The 17,889-nt window shown below is 72.1% G+C and carries 18 protein-coding genes; 9 read left to right on the forward strand and 9 right to left on the reverse strand.

The window, feature by feature from the left end; translation table 11 throughout:
- Positions 1–95: 95 nt before the first annotated feature.
- A complete protein-coding gene (locus Ani05nite_RS17840) occupies positions 96–416 on the forward strand; it encodes a MerR family transcriptional regulator (protein WP_203769667.1) in 321 nt (106 codons plus the stop codon).
- A 161-nt stretch (positions 417–577) separates the two neighbouring features.
- Here Ani05nite_RS17840 and Ani05nite_RS17845 read toward each other — a convergent pair whose 3' ends face one another.
- The 3 genes from Ani05nite_RS17845 to Ani05nite_RS17855 are packed head-to-tail and all read right to left on the reverse strand — an operon-like array spanning position 578 to position 3,731.
- On the reverse strand, positions 578–1,690 hold the full coding sequence (locus Ani05nite_RS17845) for an alcohol dehydrogenase catalytic domain-containing protein (protein ID WP_203769668.1): 1,113 nt from the start codon (positions 1,688–1,690) through the stop codon (positions 578–580).
- Positions 1,687–3,087, reverse strand: coding sequence for an aldehyde dehydrogenase family protein (locus tag Ani05nite_RS17850; protein WP_203769669.1), 1,401 nt, complete (start codon positions 3,085–3,087; stop codon positions 1,687–1,689). The genes Ani05nite_RS17845 and Ani05nite_RS17850 overlap by 4 nt, the downstream gene beginning before the upstream one ends.
- Positions 3,084–3,731: a TetR/AcrR family transcriptional regulator gene (locus Ani05nite_RS17855; RefSeq protein ID WP_203769670.1), complete on the reverse strand. Its 648-nt coding sequence runs from the start codon at positions 3,729–3,731 to the stop codon at positions 3,084–3,086. Before Ani05nite_RS17855 ends, Ani05nite_RS17850 begins: the two co-directional genes overlap by 4 nt.
- A gap of 54 nt (positions 3,732–3,785) precedes the next feature.
- Between Ani05nite_RS17855 and Ani05nite_RS17860 the strand changes: the two genes are divergently transcribed.
- A complete protein-coding gene (locus Ani05nite_RS17860; RefSeq protein WP_203769671.1) occupies positions 3,786–4,958 on the forward strand; it encodes an acyl-CoA dehydrogenase family protein in 1,173 nt (390 codons plus the stop codon).
- Complete coding sequence (locus Ani05nite_RS17865; protein ID WP_203769672.1) at positions 4,955–6,490, forward strand: long-chain-fatty-acid--CoA ligase; 1,536 nt, start codon at positions 4,955–4,957, stop codon at positions 6,488–6,490. Before Ani05nite_RS17860 ends, Ani05nite_RS17865 begins: the two co-directional genes overlap by 4 nt.
- Here the strand turns inward: Ani05nite_RS17865 and Ani05nite_RS17870 are convergent.
- A complete protein-coding gene (locus Ani05nite_RS17870) occupies positions 6,467–6,901 on the reverse strand; it encodes a (deoxy)nucleoside triphosphate pyrophosphohydrolase (protein ID WP_203769674.1) in 435 nt (144 codons plus the stop codon). The two genes, Ani05nite_RS17865 and Ani05nite_RS17870, sit on opposite strands and share 24 nt — an antisense overlap.
- Positions 6,902–7,083: 182 nt before the next feature.
- On the opposite strand from Ani05nite_RS17870, the gene Ani05nite_RS17875 reads away from it, so the two are divergent.
- From Ani05nite_RS17875 to Ani05nite_RS17890, 4 genes are all read left to right on the forward strand, one after another.
- Entirely contained in the window at positions 7,084–7,395 is a 312-nt protein-coding gene (locus Ani05nite_RS17875; protein ID WP_203769676.1) for a 4a-hydroxytetrahydrobiopterin dehydratase, read from the forward strand.
- A 10-nt stretch (positions 7,396–7,405) separates the two neighbouring features.
- The gene (locus Ani05nite_RS17880; protein ID WP_203769678.1) at positions 7,406–7,768 is read left to right on the forward strand and encodes a PH domain-containing protein; all 363 of its coding nucleotides are present in this window, start codon (positions 7,406–7,408) and stop codon (positions 7,766–7,768) included.
- 270 nt (positions 7,769–8,038) lie between these two features.
- Positions 8,039–10,840, forward strand: coding sequence for a PQQ-dependent sugar dehydrogenase (locus Ani05nite_RS17885; RefSeq protein ID WP_239130155.1), 2,802 nt, complete (start codon positions 8,039–8,041; stop codon positions 10,838–10,840).
- Positions 10,837–12,531 carry a ThuA domain-containing protein gene (locus Ani05nite_RS17890; RefSeq protein WP_203769682.1) on the forward strand — a complete coding sequence of 565 codons (1,695 nt, stop codon included), beginning with the start codon at positions 10,837–10,839 and terminating at the stop codon, positions 12,529–12,531. The genes Ani05nite_RS17885 and Ani05nite_RS17890 overlap by 4 nt, the downstream gene beginning before the upstream one ends.
- Here Ani05nite_RS17890 and Ani05nite_RS17895 read toward each other — a convergent pair.
- The 4 genes from Ani05nite_RS17895 to Ani05nite_RS17910 are packed head-to-tail and all read right to left on the reverse strand — an operon-like array spanning position 12,528 to position 15,934.
- Positions 12,528–13,265, reverse strand: a complete 738-nt coding sequence (locus tag Ani05nite_RS17895; protein ID WP_203769684.1) for a Type 1 glutamine amidotransferase-like domain-containing protein — start codon at positions 13,263–13,265, stop codon at positions 12,528–12,530. The genes Ani05nite_RS17890 and Ani05nite_RS17895 overlap by 4 nt on opposite strands.
- Positions 13,262–14,104 carry a nucleotidyltransferase domain-containing protein gene (locus Ani05nite_RS17900; protein ID WP_203769685.1) on the reverse strand — a complete coding sequence of 281 codons (843 nt, stop codon included), beginning with the start codon at positions 14,102–14,104 and terminating at the stop codon, positions 13,262–13,264. The genes Ani05nite_RS17895 and Ani05nite_RS17900 overlap by 4 nt, the downstream gene beginning before the upstream one ends.
- Positions 14,082–14,870, reverse strand: a complete 789-nt coding sequence (locus tag Ani05nite_RS17905) for a class I SAM-dependent methyltransferase (protein ID WP_203769686.1) — start codon at positions 14,868–14,870, stop codon at positions 14,082–14,084. Before Ani05nite_RS17905 ends, Ani05nite_RS17900 begins: the two co-directional genes overlap by 23 nt.
- 41 nt (positions 14,871–14,911) lie before the next feature.
- Positions 14,912–15,934: a G5 domain-containing protein gene (locus Ani05nite_RS17910; protein ID WP_203769687.1), complete on the reverse strand. Its 1,023-nt coding sequence runs from the start codon at positions 15,932–15,934 to the stop codon at positions 14,912–14,914.
- 242 nt (positions 15,935–16,176) lie between these two features.
- Here Ani05nite_RS17910 and Ani05nite_RS17915 point away from each other — a divergent pair, with 242 nt between their 5' ends.
- Positions 16,177–16,635 (forward strand): lamin tail domain-containing protein, encoded by a 459-nt coding sequence (locus tag Ani05nite_RS17915; RefSeq protein WP_203769688.1) that lies wholly within the window; start codon positions 16,177–16,179, stop codon positions 16,633–16,635.
- Positions 16,636–16,709: 74 nt separating this feature from the next.
- Here the strand turns inward: Ani05nite_RS17915 and Ani05nite_RS17920 are convergent, their stop codons facing one another.
- Positions 16,710–17,282, reverse strand: a complete 573-nt coding sequence (locus tag Ani05nite_RS17920) for an NADPH-dependent FMN reductase (RefSeq protein ID WP_203769689.1) — start codon at positions 17,280–17,282, stop codon at positions 16,710–16,712.
- 90 nt (positions 17,283–17,372) lie between these two features.
- On the opposite strand from Ani05nite_RS17920, the gene Ani05nite_RS17925 reads away from it, so the two are divergent.
- Positions 17,373–17,879 carry a MarR family winged helix-turn-helix transcriptional regulator gene (locus Ani05nite_RS17925; RefSeq protein WP_203769690.1) on the forward strand — a complete coding sequence of 169 codons (507 nt, stop codon included), beginning with the start codon at positions 17,373–17,375 and terminating at the stop codon, positions 17,877–17,879.
- Positions 17,880–17,889 lie beyond the last annotated feature (10 nt).

The following is a 17,889-nucleotide window of genomic DNA, read 5'->3' on the forward strand; positions in this document are numbered from 1 at the left end:
TCAAACCGACGCGACTGTCGGCAAATGGTGTTCTAAAACCCGATAACCCTGGGCCCCGGCGCGATCTGCGCCGGGGCCCTCGACACGGAGGTGACATGGCCCAACCCGACGACATGTTCGGTGACGAGGACTATCCGGCCTACACGATGGGCCGCGCCGCGGAGATCGTCGGAGTCTCGCAGGACTTCCTGCGGCGGCTCGGCGACGCGAAACTGATCGACCCGTTCCGCTCCCCCGGCGGACACCGGCGCTACTCCCGCTACCAGCTGCGACTCGCGGCCCGGGCCAAGGAGATGGTGGACGAGGGCACCGCCCTGGAGGCGGCGTGCCGGATCATCATCCTGCAGGACCAGCTCGACGAGGCCCTGCGGGTGAACGAGACCCTCCGACGCAACGAGAACAGCACCGCAGACTGACCACTCGCCCCCGGCACGCGGTCCCGCCCCTGATCCGGGCCGGGGCCGTTCGTCATTTCCGGCCCGGCGCCGGGCCGGGCCCGCCGAGCCACCCCGGGCCGCGCTGCCGGCGCGAAGGCGCAGCGGGAAGCCGTCGTCTGCACGGTGAACTACCGCGACACCTACGAGCTCGGCTGAGGCGCGCCGCCGGGGAAGACCACCACCGAGCGGGCCCCCTCGCCGCGGGCCATCCGGTCGAAGGCCGCCGGCACCTCGGCCAGCGTGATCCGGTCGGTGATCAGGTGGTCCAGCCGCAGCGCGCCGGACAGCACGTCCTGGGCCAGGGCCGGCACCTCCACGTCCGGATCGGCCGAGCCGTAGACCGAGGCCCGCAGCGTACGGGCGCTGGAGAAGATGTCCAGCGCGCTGAGTTCCACCATGTCGTCCGAGCGGCCCATGCCGACCACGGTCACCTGGCCGCCGCGGCGGGTGGCCCGCCACGCCGCCCGGATGGTCGACGCCCGGCCCACGCACTCGAAGGCGTGGTCCGCGCCGAGGCGCTGGGTGCGGGACCGGATGTCCTTGGACAGGTTGTCCGAGGAGACCACGAAGTCGGTCGCGCCGGCCGCCTCGGCCAGCGCCTTCTTCGCCTCGGTCAGGTCCACCGCGATGACCGCGGCGGCGCCGGCGGCCCGGGCCGCCGCAACCACGGACAGGCCCACGCCGCCCAGGCCGATCACCACGACCGTGTCGCCCGCCGCGACCCGGGCGGTGTTGCGCACGGCCCCGGTGCCGGTCAGCACCGCGCAGCCCAGCAGGGCCGCGTTCTCCCAGGACAGCTCGTCCGGTACGGCGATGACGGCCTTCTCCGGCACCACGACCTGCTCGGCGAAGGCGCCCAGCCCCAGCGTCACGTGCACCGGCGCGCCGTCCAGCGTGCTGCCGTTCTCCAGCGCCGCCACGTTCGCCGCGGCGCACAGCCACGGCTCGCCGTGGGTGCAGAACCAGCACTCGCGGCAGGCCGGCGACCAGTTCAGCGCCACGTGCGTGCCGGGGCGGACCCGGGTCACGCCCGCGCCCGCCTCCAGCACCTCGCCGGCCGCCTCGTGGCCGAGCACCAGGGGGTGCGGCGGGCTGAGGGTGCCGTTGACCATCGACAGGTCCGAGTGGCACACGCCGGCCGCCCGGATGCCGACCCGGACCTGACCGGGACCGACCTCGGGCAGCCGCAGCTCCTCGACCGCCGGGGCCGTGCCGGCCGCCCGGACGACCAGGCCCTTGATGTAAGCGCTCACCGCTGAATCGCCTTCGTCTGCTGGAATTCCGCCAGGCCGTACGGGCCGAGCTCCCGGCCGATGCCGGACTGCTTGTAGCCGCCGAACGGGGCCACCGGGTTGAAGGCGCCGCCGTTCACGTCGACCGCGCCCGTACGCAGCCGCCGGGCCACGGCCAGCGCCCGCTCCGGTGTGCCCCAGACGCCGCCGGCCAGGCCGTACCGGGAGTTGTTGGCGATCTCGACCGCGTGGTCGTCGTCGGTGAACGGGATGATCGACAGCACCGGGCCGAAGATCTCCTCCTGGGCGAGCTCGCTGTCCGGGTCGACGTCCGCGAAGACGGTCGGGGCGACGAAGTAGCCCTTGTCCGGCACCGCCGCGTCGCCGGCCACCCGCCGGGCGTCCGCGCGCTCGATGAAGCCACGCACCCGGTCGCGCTGGGCCGCGGACACCAGCGGCCCGAGCCGGGTGCCCTCGTCGAACGGGTCGCCGGTGGTGTACGCCGCGGCGGCGGCCGCGGCCAGTTCCACCGCGGTGTCGTAGTGGCTGCGGTGCACCAGCATCCGGGTCCACGCCGTACAGGTCTGGCCGGAGTTGAGGAAGGCGTTGCCCACGCCCACCTTGACCGCCTTGGTCAGGTCGGCGTCCGCCAGGATCACGTTGGCGGACTTGCCGCCCAGCTCGAGCGCCACCCGGGCGATCCGGTCGGCGGCGGCGTGCGAGACCGCCCGCCCGGTCGCCGTCGAGCCGGTGAACGAGACCATGTCCACGTCCGGGTGGCCGGCGATCGCCGCGCCCACCACCGGTCCGGTGCCGGGCACCAGGTTGAGCACGCCCGGCGGCAGCCCGGCCTCGTCGGCCGCGTCGAGCAGCAGGTACGCCACCAGCGGCGTCAGCTCGCTGGGCTTGAGCACCACGGTGCACCCGGCGGCCAGCGCGGCGGCCACCTTGGCGACGACCTGGTGCAGCGGGTAGTTCCACGGGGTGATCGCGCCGACCACGCCCACCGGCTCGTGCACCACCAGCGAGTTGCCGATGGTCTCCTCCGGCGCCGGCCGGCCGGCCAGGTCGGCGTACCCCCGCAGCACCGCCAGCGGCAGCCCGGCCTGGACGGCCTTGGCCACCTTGAGCGGCGTGCCCAGCTCGAGCCCGACGGTGCGGGCGATGTCGCCGGCGCGGGCCGCGAGCGCCTCGTGCAGCTTGCCCAGCGCGGCCCCCCGTTCGGCCATCGGCGTGTCCGCCCAGCCCGGGAAGGCCGCCCGGGCCGCGGCCACCGCCCGGTCCACGTCGGCGGCCGTGCCCGCGGGCACGTGGCCGAGGATCTCCTCGGTCGCCGGGTTCTCGACCGGGATCGTCGCGCCGGACGACGGCGCCACCCAGGCCCCGTCGAGGTAGATCTTGTCGCGGGAGAGGGTCATGTGCGGCTCCCTTTCAGCGGGTCCAGGCGCGCTTTGAGCGCCTCCAGGCCGGTGAGGACGGTTTCCAGGCCGAGGGCGAACGCGCCCTCGTCGACGCTGCGCCGGTGCTCGGCGAGCAGGTGGGCGTCGCGCAGGTGCGGGTACTGCTCGGCGTACAGCTCGGGGTCCTCGTCGAAGCCTAGGGCGAACGAGCCGAGCGCCGCACCGGTGACCAGATAACGCATCACCGCGCCGATGTGGGTGGCCCGGGCCGGCGGCCAGCCGGCGGCGATGAGGCCGCCGTAGACGGCGTCGGCCATGGCCAGCGCGGCGGGCCGCCGGCCGGGGCCGTGGGCCAGGACGGGCACGATGTTCGGGTGGGCGGCCAGCTCCGCGTGGTACGAGTACGCCCAGAGCCGCAGCGCCTCCCGCCAGTCGTGCGTGCCGAAGAACGACGCGTCGACCCGGGCCACCACCGCGTCGGCGACCGCGTCCAGGATCTCGGCCTTGGTCGGGAAGTGGTTGTACAGGGAGGGCCCCGCGACCCCCAGCTCGGTGGCGAGCCGGCGCACCGAGACCGCCTCCAGCCCCTCGGCGTCGACCAGGGCGCCGGCCACCTCGACGATCCGTTCCCGGCTGAGCAGGGTGTGCCGGGGCCGGGCCATTTAACGCTCCTGAAACTCTGGACGGCACAAAACTTACACCGCTAGTTTTATCACGTGGACTTTCAACTCAGCGACGAGGAGCGGGCCGTTCGCGACACCGCCCGCCAATTCATCACCCGCGAGGTCATGCCGCTGGAGCAGGAAGCTCTGCGGCGCGAGCGCAACCACCAACCCGGGCTGGAGCGCAGCGAGCTGCGCGAGCTCCAGCTCAAGGCGAAGAAGTTCGGCTTCTGGGGCCTGTCGACCCCGGAGGAGTACGGCGGCATGGACCTCCCCGCGGTCCTGCAGTCGCTGATCTGGACCGAGGTCGGCCGCACGTTCGTGCAGTTCAAGTTCGGCGGCGAGGCCGACAACATCCTGTATTACGCCAACGACGCGCAAAAGGCCGAGTACCTGGTGCCGACCATCGAGGGCGACCGGATCTCCTGCTTCGCGATCACCGAGCCGGGCGCCGGCTCGGACGCGGCCAACATCAAGCTCAGCGCCCGCCGGGACGGCGACGACTGGGTCCTCAACGGCGAGAAGACGTTCATCACCAACGGCAACGACGCGGACTTCGTCATCGTCGTGGCGGTCACCGACAAGGAGAAGGGCGTGCGCGGCGGCGGCACGACCGCCTTCCTGGTCGACCGGGAGATGGGCTGGCGCTCGGAGTTCATCCAGACCATGGGCGAAGGCGGCCCGGCCGCGCTGGTCTTCGACAACGTGCGGGTGCCCTCGCGCAACATCCTGGGCGAGATCGGCCAGGGCTTCGAGCTGGGCATGAAGTGGATCGGCAAGGGCCGCTACCTGATCCCGTCGAACGCCCTCGGCATCGCCGAGCGCGCCCTGGGCATGGCCGTCGACTACGCCAACACCCGCGAGACCTTCGGCGCCACCATCGGCACCAACCAGGCCATCCAGTGGATGATCGCCGACTCCGAGGTCGAGCTGGAGGCGGCCCGCTGGCTCATCCTCAAGGCCGCCTGGACGGTGGACCAGGGCTGGGACCCGCGGCACGCGTCCTCGATGGCCAAGCTGTACGGCGCCACCATGGTCAACAATGTGGTCGACCGGGTCATGCAGATCCACGGCGGCATGGGCTACACCCGCGAGCTGCCCATCGAGCGCTGGTACCGCCAGGTCCGGCTGATGCGCATCTACGAGGGCACCGACGAGATGCAGCGCCTGATCATCTCCCGCGACCTGCTGCGCGGCTACACCAAGATCGGGGGGCACCTCTCATGACGATGTTGTCGCTGGCGGCCGTGCTGGCCGAGGCCGCCCGGCGGTATCCGGAGAGAGTCGCGATCGTCGACCACGCGGAGCGGATCAGCTACCGCGATCTCTGGGCGCAGTCCCGCGCGTACGCCGCCGGGCTGCGGGAGCTGGGTGTCGGGGCCGGCGACACGGTCGCCGTGCTGGTGCCCAACGTGGCCGACTTCCCCCGGGCCTACTACGGCGCGCTCGCGGTGGGCGCCCGGATCGTGCCGGTCCACCTGCTGCTCACCCCGCAGGAGATGGCGTACGTGCTGCGCGACAGCGGCACCGACCTGCTTGTGGCCCACTCCAGCCAGCTGGAGAACGCGCTGGCCGCGGCCCGCATCGCCGGCACCAGGGTGGCCAGCGTCGGGCCGATGCCGCCCGGGATCCCCGACGCCCCGCCCCGGCTGGAGGAGGTCGCGGCCTCGGTGGCGCCGCTGCCGACGTACGTGAGCCGGGAGGCCGAGGACGTCGCGGTGATCTTCTACACCAGCGGCACCACCGGGGAGCCCAAGGGCGCCCTGCTCACCCACCTCAACCTGGTCATGAACGCGACCGTGAACGTCTTCGACGCCAACGAGGTGCGCGCCGACGACGTGGTCATGGGCTGCCTGCCGCTGTTCCACACGTTCGGCCAGACCGTCGGCATGAACGGCACCTTCCGGCTGGGCGGGACGCTGGTGCTGCTCGCCCGCTTCACCGGCGAGGCGGCGATCGACCTGATGGTCCGCGAGCACGTGACCGTCTTCCACGGCGTGCCGACGATGTACATCGGCCTGCTGGAGGCGGCGGCGAAGGCCGACAAGCTGCCCGAGCTGCGGATCTGCGTGTCGGGCGGGGCGTCGCTGCCGGTCGCGGTGCTGGAGCGCTTCAGCGCGGTGTTCGGCTCGACCGTGTTCGAGGGGTACGGGCTCTCCGAGACCTCACCCACGGCGACCACCAACCAGCCCGCCTTCGGCACCCGCGCCGGCACGATCGGACACCCGATCTGGGGCGTCGAGGTGGAGATCGCCCGGGCGGAGGTCGACGAGCGCATCGAGCTGCTGCCGACCGGCGAGCTCGGGGAGATCGTGATCCGCGGGCACAACGTCTTCGCGGGCTACCTGAACCGGCCCGAGGCGACCGCCGAGGCGATGGTCGACGGCTGGTTCCGCAGCGGCGACCTGGGCACCAAGGACGCCGACGGCTTCATCACGATCGTCGACCGCAAGAAGGACCTGGTGATCCGGGGCGGCTTCAACGTCTACCCGCGCGAGGTCGAGGAGGCCCTGGCCCGGCACCCGTCCGTGGTGCAGGTCGCGGTGATCGGCGTGCCCGATCCCGTGCTCGGCGAGGAGATCTGCGCCGTGGTGGTGCCCGACCCGGGCGGCCTCACCGAGCAGGAGCTCATCGACTGGTCCCGGGAGAAGCTCGGCAAGCACAAGTACCCGCGGCAGATCCGCTTCGTCGAGGCGCTGCCGATGGGCCCCAGCTTCAAGGTCCTCAAGCGGGAGCTACGCCGCACCTTCGGCCAGTAGCACCGGCAGCTCCGCGACGATCGGCTGGTCCGCCGGCAGCCAGGGCACGCTGTCCAGCTCGTCGGCGGCCAGCCAGCGCATCGCCGCGTGTTCCAGGGCCCGCGGCTCGTCGCCGTTCAGCAGCGTCACCGTGAAGACGCGCAGGACGGCGCGGCCGTGGGCCAGCGGCACGTCCGGGCCGATCCGGGCCCCGACCCTCACCCGTACGCCCAGCTCCTCCGCGCACTCGCGGGCCAGCGCCTGAGCGTCGGTCTCCCCCGGCTCCACCTTGCCGCCCGGGAACTCCCAGCGCCCGGCGACCTCGGGCGGCGCGGAGCGCTCGCAGGCGAGCACCCGGCCCGCCGTCACGATCACTGCCGCCACAATCACCCTGGGTGACGGGCGGCCGCTGACGTGGTGTTCATGGGACATGAGCCAAGAGCGTGCCACAAAACTTGACCGATCAGGTTGCCCGAGGCGTCCCGATCGTCACGCAAACACGGATATGTGGGCGTGGACATAGTTGACGGGGAAGACAAGACTGTGGGCACCGACCATGACGACACGGCGACAGTTTGGCCACAAGCCGGCAACGACGCCAGGGAGGTGCGGCCATGCGGGGCAGGAAACTACGGGGTACCCGCTCCGACTACTTGAGTGACGCGCTGGCGGTGCTGGGCGGGTGGACCCAGGACGGCGTGCAGCTCAAACGCGTGCTCGCGTGCGACGACAGCCAGCATGCCGCGCTCACCGAGCGGATCAAGGTCGCCGCCGACACGTTGCGCCTGCGGCCCAGCATCCGGCGCATGGACGGTCACACGCAGATCCTGCTCGGCGCGTCCGACGGCCAGACCATCACCGACGGTGAGGTCACCCTCGCGGCCCGGATCGAGGACGCGTACCGCACAGTGGTGGGCCCTCAGTAGCCTCGGCATCATGACGGCGCCGATTTACGACAGCAAGGGCCAGCTCCAGCAGATCCAGAGCGGCCTGCTCGAGGGCGAACAGATCATCGCGGTGTACGACGCGGTCGGCGCCGGCACCGGCTTCATCGGGCTCACCACCCGCCGGGTGATCATCCAGGACAAGTCCTTCGTCGGGAAGCGCGTGGCCATCACCAGCATCCCGTACGCCAAGGTGAGCAGCGTGAGCGTGGTCAGCAACAAGAGCTGGGCCGGGCAGTTCTTCTCCACCGGCACGATCGCGATCAGCGTCGGCACGCACACCTACGAGGTCGAGTTCCGCGGCTCGGAGAAGACCCAGCACGTGCACAACGTGATCCTGCACTACGCGTCCTGACCGGCCGGTCGCCGGCGCCGTCCCCACCCGGGGACGGCGCCTCTTTTTTTGGCACAGTCAAAAGTCCATGCTGGACCGTGAAAAGTATGGACACCTGCGCGAGAAGTTACTAACGTTTGCTCACTGTTACACGTTGGTAACACGCGGCGCGGTCGTCCCGGGGCCTCGGCGCTGGCCAGGGCTCGGCGTATCGGCGCAAGGTAGCCCAACCTGGCAACTCCCCTACGTCAGGAAAGGGACCACTCACCCATGGCCGCAAGACATCGACACATGGCAAGACTTCGATACGGCTCGGGCGCGGCGCTGCTCGTCGCCGCTCTGCTGGTCGCCACCCCCGCCCCCGCCTCGGCCCACGACATCAACCCGGCCGACTTCCAGCAGGTCACCCTGGCCAAGGGGGTCGCCGAGGTGGGTGAGCCGATGGCCATCGCCGTGCTGCCCGACTCGTCGGTGCTGCACACCGCCCGCAACGGCACCCTGCGGCGCACCGACAAGGACGGCGCCACCACCGTCGTCGGCACCCTCGCCGTCTACAGCCACGACGAGGAGGGGCTGCAGGGCGTCGGCGTGGACCCCGGCTTCGCCACCAACCGGCAGATCTACCTCTACTACGCCCCGCCGCTGAGCACCCCGGCCGGCGACGCCCCCACCACCGGTTCCGACTTCTCCGCCTGGACCGGCGTCAACCGGCTGTCCCGCTACACGCTCAACGCCGACTTCACCCTCAACACCGCCAGCAAGGTCGACGTCCTCGACGTGCCGGCCACCCGCGGCCTGTGCTGCCACGTCGGCGGCGACATCGACTTCGACGCGGCGGGCAACCTCTACCTGTCCACAGGGGACGACAGCAACCCGTTCGACTCGGCCGGATACTCGCCGCTGGACGAGCGCACCGACCGCAACCCCGGCTACGACGCCCAGCGCACCGCCGGCAACACCAACGACCTGCGCGGCAAGGTGCTGCGGATCAAGGTCAACGCGAACGGCACGTACAGCGTGCCGGCGGGCAACCTGTTCGCCCCCGGCACCGCGAACACCCGCCCCGAGATCTACGCCATGGGCTTCCGCAACCCGTTCCGGATGAGCGTGGACAAGGCCACCGGCGTGGTCTACCTCGGCGACTACGGCCCCGACGCCGGCTCCACCGACCCCAACCGCGGGCCCAGCGGCCAGGTCGAGTTCAACCGGATCACCAGCGCGGGCAACTACGGCTGGCCGTACTGCACGGGCGCCAACACCAGCACCGAGACCTACAACGAGTGGAACTTCGCCACCGGCACCACCGGCGCCAAGTACGACTGCGCCGGCGGACCCACCAACAACTCGTTCCGCAACACCGGCCAGACCAAGCTGCCGCCGGCCCGGCCGGCCTGGATCCGGTACGCGGGCGACGCCGGCAGCCCGCCCGAGTTCGGCAGCGGCTCGGAGTCCCCGATGGGCGGCCCGGTCTACCGCTACAACGCGGGCCTGAACTCCCCCACCAAGTTCCCCGCCGCCCTCGACGGCCACTTCTTCGCCGGCGAGCTGGGCCGCGGCTGGATCAAGCCGATCCACGTCGGCATGGACGGCTCGGTCGGCACCATCTCGAACTTCCCGTGGGCCGGCAAGCAGGTGATGGACATGGCCTTCGGGCCGGAGGGCTCGCTGTACGTGCTGGACTACGGCACCGGCTACTTCAACGGCGACGCCAACTCGGCGCTGTACCGCTTCGACTACCTGGCCGGCTCCAACCGGGCGCCGACCGCGGTGGCCGGCGCGAACAAGACCTCCGGGCAGGCCCCGCTGGCCGTGACGTTCTCCTCGGCGGGCTCGTCCGATCCGGAGGGCGGCGCGCTCACCTACTCGTGGAACTTCGGCGACGGCACCACCTCGACCGCGGCCAACCCCACCAAGACGTACACGGCCAACGGGACGTACCAGGTGACGCTGACCGCGAAGGACCCCGAAGGGCTGACCGGCACGGCCAACGTGACCATCACGGTCGGCAACACCGCCCCGACGGTGACGATCAACAGCCCGGCCAACGGCTCGCTGTTCTCCTACGGCGACACCGTCCCGTTCTCCATCACGGTCACCGACCCCGAGGACAGCTCGATCAACTGCGCCGCGGTGAAGATGACCTACGTGCTCGGGCACGACAGCCACGGCCACCAGATCACCTCGCAGAACGGCTGCACCGGCGCGATCACCATCCCGGCCGACGGTGAGCACGACTCCGCGGCGAACATCTTCGCGGTCTTCGACGCCGAGTACACCGACGCCGGCGGCCTGACCACGCACACCCAGCACACCCTGCAGCCGCGGCGCCGGCAGGCCGAGCACTTCAAGACCTCGTCCGGGGTGGACCGGATCACCAAGACCGCGGCCGAGGGCGGCCAGACCGTCGGCAACATCAACAACGGGGACTGGGTCGCGTTCGAGCCGTACCGGCTCAGCGGGGTCACCTCCTTCACCGCCCGGGTCTCCTCCGGCGGCGTGGGCGGCACGCTCCAGCTGCGGACCGGCTCGGCGACCGGCACGGTGGTCGGCTCGGCCACGGTGCCGGTCACCGGCGGCTGGGAGACCTTCACGGACGTCACCGGTACGGTCACCGGCGCGCCGGCCACCACCGGCCCGCTGTACCTGACGTTCTCCGGTGGCGCGGGCGCACTGTTCGATGTGGACGCGTTCACGCTGAACGGCGCCGGCGCCCGGGTCGGCCCGATCGTCGGGCTGGCCGGCAAGTGCCTGGACGTGGCCGGGGCCGCCACCGCCGACGGCACGAAGATCCAGCTCTACACCTGCAACGGCACCGCCGCGCAGACCTGGACCGTCACCGCGAACAGCACGGTGAAGGCGCTCGGCAAGTGCCTCGACGTGGCCGGCGGCGCCACCGCCAACGGCACCAAGGCGCAGCTCTGGACGTGCAACGACACCGCGGCGCAGAACTGGGCCGCGAACGCCGACGGCAGCCTGCGCAATCCCCAGTCGGGCCGATGCCTCGACGTCAGCCAGAACAGCTCGGCCGACGGCCAGCAGATCCACATCTGGGACTGCCTGGGCGCCGCCAACCAGAAGTGGGTGCTGCCATGATCGGCAAGTTGCTGACCGCGCTGCTGATGATCCCGGCCTCGGTCGCCGTCGCCTCCCCCGCCCTCGCCGCCGACGACCCGTACGACGTGCTGGTCTTCTCCCGCACGGCCGGCTTCCGCCACGACGCCATCCCGGCCGGCATCCAGGCCATCCGGGACCTGGGCGCGGCCAACGGATTCTCGGTCACCGCAACCGAGGACCCGGCGGCGTTCACCACGGCCGGGTTGTCCGGCTACGAGGCCGTGGTCTTCCTCAACACCACCGGCGACGTGCTGAACGCCACCCAGCAGACCGCCTTCGAGGGCTACATCCGCGCCGGCGGCGGATACGTCGGTGTGCACGCCGCCGCCGACACCGAGTACGACTGGCCGTTCTACGGGCAGCTGGTCGGCGCGTACTTCGCGTCGCACCCGGCGATCCAGCCGGCCACCGTGGTGACCGAGGACCGCGCCCACGCCGCGACGGCGCACCTGCCGCAGCGCTGGAACCGCACCGACGAGTGGTACAACTACCGCACCAACCCCCGGTCCAGTGCCCACGTGCTGGCCAGCCTGGACGAGGGCTCGTACTCCGGTGGCGCGATGGGCGCCGACCATCCGCACGTCTGGTGCAAGACCTACGAGGGCGGCCGGTCCTTCTACACCGGCGGCGGCCACACCATCGAGTCGTACGCGGACCCGGCCTTCCGGGCCCACCTGCTCGGCGGCATCCGGTACGCGGCGAAGGCGGCCAACGCCGACTGCCGCCCGGAGACCGGTTACACCGCCCTCTACAACGGCTCCACCACCGGCTGGTCGCAGGCCGGGCCGGGCTCGTTCACCAACACCGACGCGACGCTGACCTCGACCGGCGGGATGGGCCTGTTCTGGTACAGCCAGAAGCAGTTCACCAACTACTCGCTGAAGCTGGACTGGAAGCTGGCCGGCGACGACAACACCGGCGTCTTCATCGGCTTCCCGCCGTCGAGCGACCCGTGGTCGGCGGTGAACAACGGCTACGAGGTGCAGATCGACGCGACGGACGCGGCGGACCGCACCACCGGCGCGGTCTACACGTTCAAGTCGGCCGACCTCGCGGCCCGCGACGCCGCGCTCAACCCGCCGGGCGAGTGGAACACCTACGAGCTGCTCGTCGAGGGTGAGCGGCTGCAGGTCTTCCTCAACGGCACCCGGATCAACGATTTCACCAACACCGACCCGGCCCGCTCCCTGGCCGGCCACATCGGACTGCAGAACCACGGCGACGGCGACGACGCCTCGTTCCGCAACGTGCGGATCAAGGAGCTCGGCGGCACCCCGCCGCCGGCCGTCGGCACCGGCCCGATCGTCGGGCTGGCCGGCAAGTGCCTGGACGTGGCCGGCGCCGGCACCGCCGACGGCACGAAGATCCAGCTCTACACCTGCAACGGCACCAACGCCCAGAAGTGGACGGTGACCGCCAACGGCCCGGTCAAGGCGCTCGGCAAGTGCCTCGACGTGGCCGGCGGCGGCACCGCCAACGGCACCAAGGCCCAGCTCTGGACCTGCAACGGCACGGGCGCGCAGGTCTGGTCGGCCCAGCCCGACAACACCCTGCGCAACCCGCAGTCGGGCCGCTGCCTGGACGTGAGCCAGAACAGCTCGGCCGACGGCCAGCAGATCCACATCTGGGACTGCCTGGGCGCGGCCAACCAGAAGTGGACGCTGCCCTAGTAGCTCAGCACCCGGGTGGGCAGCGGCGTCTCGGTCACCGAGCCGTCCGCTGCCCGCTTGAGCTCGTACCCCCGGGGGCCCTCCTTGTCGGCCACGACCTCGGCCAGCCGGGTGCCGCGGTAGAGCAGACCGGCCCCGTCGTCGGTCGCGTAGCCGTCGCCGAGGGTGCCGTCGGCGATGAGCTTGTGCATGAGCGGCCGGCGCTGCTCCTCGGCGTCGTAGTGCACCCCGTTGCTGTACGGCAGCCAACCCAGCCCGCCGGTGAACGCGCGCAGCTCGAGCCCGAAACTGTCGGTGCTGCCGCCCTGGTGCCAGCAGATCGAGCCGGCCGAGACGCCGCCGAGCACCACCCCGGACTGCCAGGCCTCGTGCAGGATCTCGGCCAGGCCGTGCACCCGCCACACCGCGACCAGGTTGGCCACGCTGCCGCCGTTGACCCAGATCACGTCCTGCGCGAGCAGGTGCGCGCGGATGTCCTCGTGGTTGGGCATCGGGAAGAGCTGGAGGTGGGACGCGCGGTAGCCGGTCCGGGCGAAGGCCGCGTAGGTCGCGCCGATCCAGTTCTCGGGATCACCGACGGCCTGGTGCAGGAAGCAGAACTTCGCGGTGTCACCGGCGTTGGCCAGCTCGGCGGCGAAGCGGTGCACGGGCCCGGGCCGCATGTCGAACAGGCCGTGCCGGCCGCGGGCGAATCCGGCGCTCGTGGCGAGGATGGTGGGCTGATCAGCGGTCATCGCGTCATCATGGCGCACGCGTCGGCCGTCTCCAGAACGAGGTCGGCCGCCGCGTCCAGCACCGCGGTCAGGTGCACCGGATCGCCGTCGACCGCGGTGAAGACGGCCTCGACCTGCTCGCGGAACCGGGGCGGCGCGCCGGGCAGGGCGGCGGCCGCGGCCACCGCGCCCTTCTCGTTGACCAGCCACCGGCCGGCGGCGCCGTGCAGCGCGTGCACACACACCCCGACCAGGCGGAACAGGCAACCGGCGACATAGGCGGCGTCGCCGCGCGTGACCGCCTTGCGGGCCAGGCCGACCAGGAAGTCCGCCTCCCACAGCCCGGCCACGAGCGCCTCGGCCAGCGCGGGCGGATAGGCGCCCATCCGGTCGCGCAGGGCCGCCAGCTCACCGGCCGGATCGGCCAGGACCACGCCGAGCGCGACCTCGCCCGCGTACGCGAAGTCGGGCACGCCCAGCGGGTGGCCGGTCTGCGCGTGGAACGCGTACCGGCCCTGCTCGGCGTCGGTCCAGGCCCGGCCGACCCGGTCGAGGTCCCGGTAGATCCAGTCGACGGCCGCGCCGTCCACGGTCAGCCACCCGCCGCCGTCCACCCACGGTCCCCACTCGCCGACCGCGGTGACCCGCGCGGCCGGGCCGCCGACCAGCCGGGCCAGCTCGCCGAGGGCCGCCACGTCGAGCGGGCGGTGGTAGTACACGCCCAGGTCGGTGTCGGAGTCCGGGGTGTGCGTGCCGCGGGCCCGGCTGCCGCCCAGCAGCACGGCCGTCACTCCCGGCACCTCGACCAGCAGGGCGGCCAGCTCCGCCAGCCGCTCGTCACTCAACGCCACGCCGACCATCCTCGCGCATGTCGCCGGGTTTGCGGGCCTCGATCAGCACCCGCCGGGCGTACGACACGAACGGGCCCTCGGCCTCGATCCGGTCGTGCACGGCCCGCAACTGCGGCAGGTACTTCTCCACGGTGAAGCCGGGCACCGTCCACACGACCTTGCGCAGGAAGTGGGCGACCGCGGCGACGTCGAAGAACTCGGCCCGCAGCGTCTCCGCACGCAGGTCCAGCACGGTCAGGCCGGCGTCCCGGGCGGCGGCCGCGAGCCGCTGCGGGTGCCGCGGGTCCGGCGGCGGCAGCGGGCCCAGCATGGCCTCGGAGAGCTCGCGGTTGGTGCCGGCGCCGATCTGCTGGGACAGAAAGACCCCGCCGGGCGCGAGCACCCGGGCGATCTCGGGCCACAGCGTACGGACCGGGTGCCGGCTCACCACGAGGTCGAACACACCGTCGCGGAACGGCAGCGTCGGCGCGTCGGCGGCCTCGACGACCGACGCGCCCAGCGGCCGCAGGTGCCGCGCGGCCACCGGCAGGTTCGGCCGCCACGAGTCGGTGGCCACCAGCAGGGCGGGCGGATCCGGGACCGTGGCGAGCACCTCCCCGCCCCCGGTCTGCACGTCCAGCGCCGCGGTCGCCCCGGCCATCCGGTCGGCCACCAGCCGGGCGTACCCCCAGGACGGCCGCTGCTCGGTGGCCCGCCCGGCGAACCAGGAGAAGTCCCAGCCCGTCACCGGCACGGCCACCGCCTCGGCGATCAACTCCTCGAACGACGCGCCCATCGGGGCAGTGTCCGCCCGTCCGGCGGGGCGCGGCCAGCGGTTTACTCCCCGGCCGGCCAGTCGTCCGGGTCGTCCGGGTCCAGCTGGTCGTCCGGGTCGGGCTGGTCGTCCGGGTCGCCCTCGCAGGGCAGGACGAGGTCCAGCTCGTCGATGTCCGACGGGTCGAGCAGGCTCAGATCGCCGTCGATGACGCCCTCCCCCGGCGCGCCGGTCCCGTCGTCCGGGCAATCCCGGTCGCGGCCCAGCCAGACGCACGACTTGAGCGGCCGGCACTCCCGATGGCCCCGGCCGCCCTGGTGCTTGCCCCCGCCGGGCCGGTCGCCGCGTTGCCGGTCGCCGAAGGCCACGATCCGGTCCTGCGGCTCGCGGGTGACCTTCGAGTCCAGCAGCCGCCGGCTCGTCTCCCGGTTCCCGGTGTAGGTCACCTCGTAGCGCAGCAGCCGCTCGCCGGGCACGCCGGGGGTCTCGATCTCCCGGGCGCCCGGTGGCAGCGACGGGTCCGGGACCAGCTTGGTGCCGAACGGGATGGCCTCGGTCTCGGAGACCTGCTCCGTGCGTACCTGCGGCGCGGCGGGGGCACCGGCGGCGGGCGGAACAGCCACGGCGGCGGCGCCGGGCACGGGCACGACGGCACCGCCCTTGACCGGGCCGGCCTTGACCGGGCCGCCCGCCACCGGGCCGGGAGCAGTCGGGCCGCCCGCCACCGGGCCGGGAGCAGTCGGGCGGCGCGGCGAACGGGTGGCCGTCCGGTCGGCCTGGCCGGGCGCCGAGCGTGTCTCGTCGGCCTCCCGCTCGGCCTGCGTGTGACCGGGCGCGCCGTGGTCGGGGGCGACGGCCCCGTTGCCCAGCCCGGTGGCGCCGGCCGGCAACGACGGGGGCACCTCCGCGGCGGGCCGGCCGGCGACCGGCGCACCCTGCCCCGCGGTCGTGACGACACGAGTGTCCTCACTGGTCAGGGCGGCGATCCCGGCTGCGGTGCCGGCCACGAGGGCGAGCACCCCGAGCCCGGCAGTGGCCATCCGTACCCCGAACGGCAGCCGCGCCCACGGCGACTTATGCGGCATTTCGAGGAGATGCTGCCAGGAATCACTAGATGTCTGGTTTAGCACTAAAACATTGTGCTGCCCCGACGCTCCCGAAGCACCATCAGAGCCGCACCCGAAAGGATGACGCGGTTTTGCCCGTCGGTTGTCCGACACCTCCGACAGGTGATCGGTTTCGGACCGCCACGCCGCACCGGGTGTGCTCGGCCCCGCCGCGGAACCGGCCGACAATGCTCGGACTCACCCAGAAAACTGGAGGTACGGTGCGCAGAACGGTCAGCATCCTCGCCGCGGCGGCGATGGCCCTCGCCGGCACCCTCGCGGTCGGCGCCCCCGCGTCGGCAGCCACGCCCAGCCTGCGCTTCCACGGCGCCCAGTACGACTCGCCGGGCAAGGACACCCGCAGCAACGCCAGCCTCAACGCCGAGTGGATCTCGCTCGTCAACAGCGGCGGCAAGGCCGTCAACCTGAAGGGCTACACGATCCGCGACGCGTCCCGCCACGTCTACACGTTCGGCAGCGTCTCGATCGCGGCCAACGGCGGCCGGATCTGGCTGCACACCGGCAAGGCGGCCAAGTCGGGCCGCAACGTCTACTGGGGCAGCGGCAACTACATCTGGAACAACACCGGCGACACCGCGACGCTGCGCAACGCCTCGGGCAAGACGCTCGACACCTGCTCCTGGAAGTACAAGGCGAACCGCACCTGGGTGGCCTGCTGACCGGCACCAGCGACGGGAACGGGCCGCCGGGGTGCTCTGCTCACCCCGGCGGCCCGTCGTCTGCCGGCCCGGCGTCAGACGGTGACGGCGGCCGCCCGCAGCGGGGCGAGGGCGGTGCTCCAGGCCACGACCTGGTCCAGCACGGTGGTCAGCGCGCCGGCCTGGTGGGCGCCCGGGGTGAACTGGCTGTAGTTGACGAAGTCGGTGGCCAGCGACAGGGTGACCGCCGCCCGGACGTCCGCCATCATCAGCTCGCCGGCGATGAGGCGCAGCGACTCCACCGCGCGGGCCCCGCCGACCGAGCCGTAGCCGACGAAGCCGACGGCCTTGTTGTTCCACTCGGCGAAGAGGAAGTCGATGGCGTTCTTGAGCACGCCGGAGGTGGCGTGGTTGTACTCCGGGGTGACCATCACGAAGCCGTCGAACGACGCGATCTTGGCAGCCCATTCGAGGGTGTGGGCCTGGCTGTACTGCGCCAGCGACGGCGGGACCGGCTCGTCGAGGTGCGGCAGCTTGTAGTCGAGCAGGTCGACCAGCTCGAACTCCGCGTCGGTGCGCTGCGACGCCAGCTCCAGGACCCACTTGGCCACGGCCTCGCCGTTACGGCCCGGGCGGGTGCTGCCGAGAATGATGCCGATCTTGGTCATGACCAGGACTCCGTTGCTCGATGGCACTTCTTTGCTTCGTCAAGCAAATAGGTCGCCACGCCGTGGTGTCAAGGCCGTACGATCTTTGTCATGTCCGCCACACCTCCGGCCGGGTCGCCCGCGGTGCCGCCCCTGAGCCCCGAGGAAGAGGCCGTGATGCGGGCCCTGGGCCGGCTGCTGCTGGTCATGCCCCGCGTCCTCGACGCCGACCTCCAGCACGAGCAGCGCATGTCGCTGAGCGAGTATTCGGTGCTGCGGCACCTCTCGGAGTCCGAGCACGGGCGGATGCGGATGAATGAGCTCGCCGCCGCGTGCGACATGTCGATGAGCGGCATGACCCGGCTGGCCGCCAAGCTGGAAGCACAGGGCCACCTCCGGCGGATCCGCTGCGAGCGGGACGCGCGCGGACTCAACGCCGTGCTGACCGAGCGCGGCCTGGACCGGCTGCGCGAGGCGTGGCCGACCCACCTGGCCAGCGTGCGCCGGCACGTCGTGGGTCACCTGGAAGGCTTGGATCTGGGCCGGCTCGCGCAGGCACTCGAGGCGATGGCGGGCGGTGGCGGGGCGCCGTGCCAGAGTTCCCGGCATGACGACTGATTCCGGTCCG

Source organism: Actinoplanes nipponensis, from assembly GCF_016862275.1.
Lineage (GTDB): Bacteria > Actinomycetota > Actinomycetes > Mycobacteriales > Micromonosporaceae > Actinoplanes > Actinoplanes nipponensis.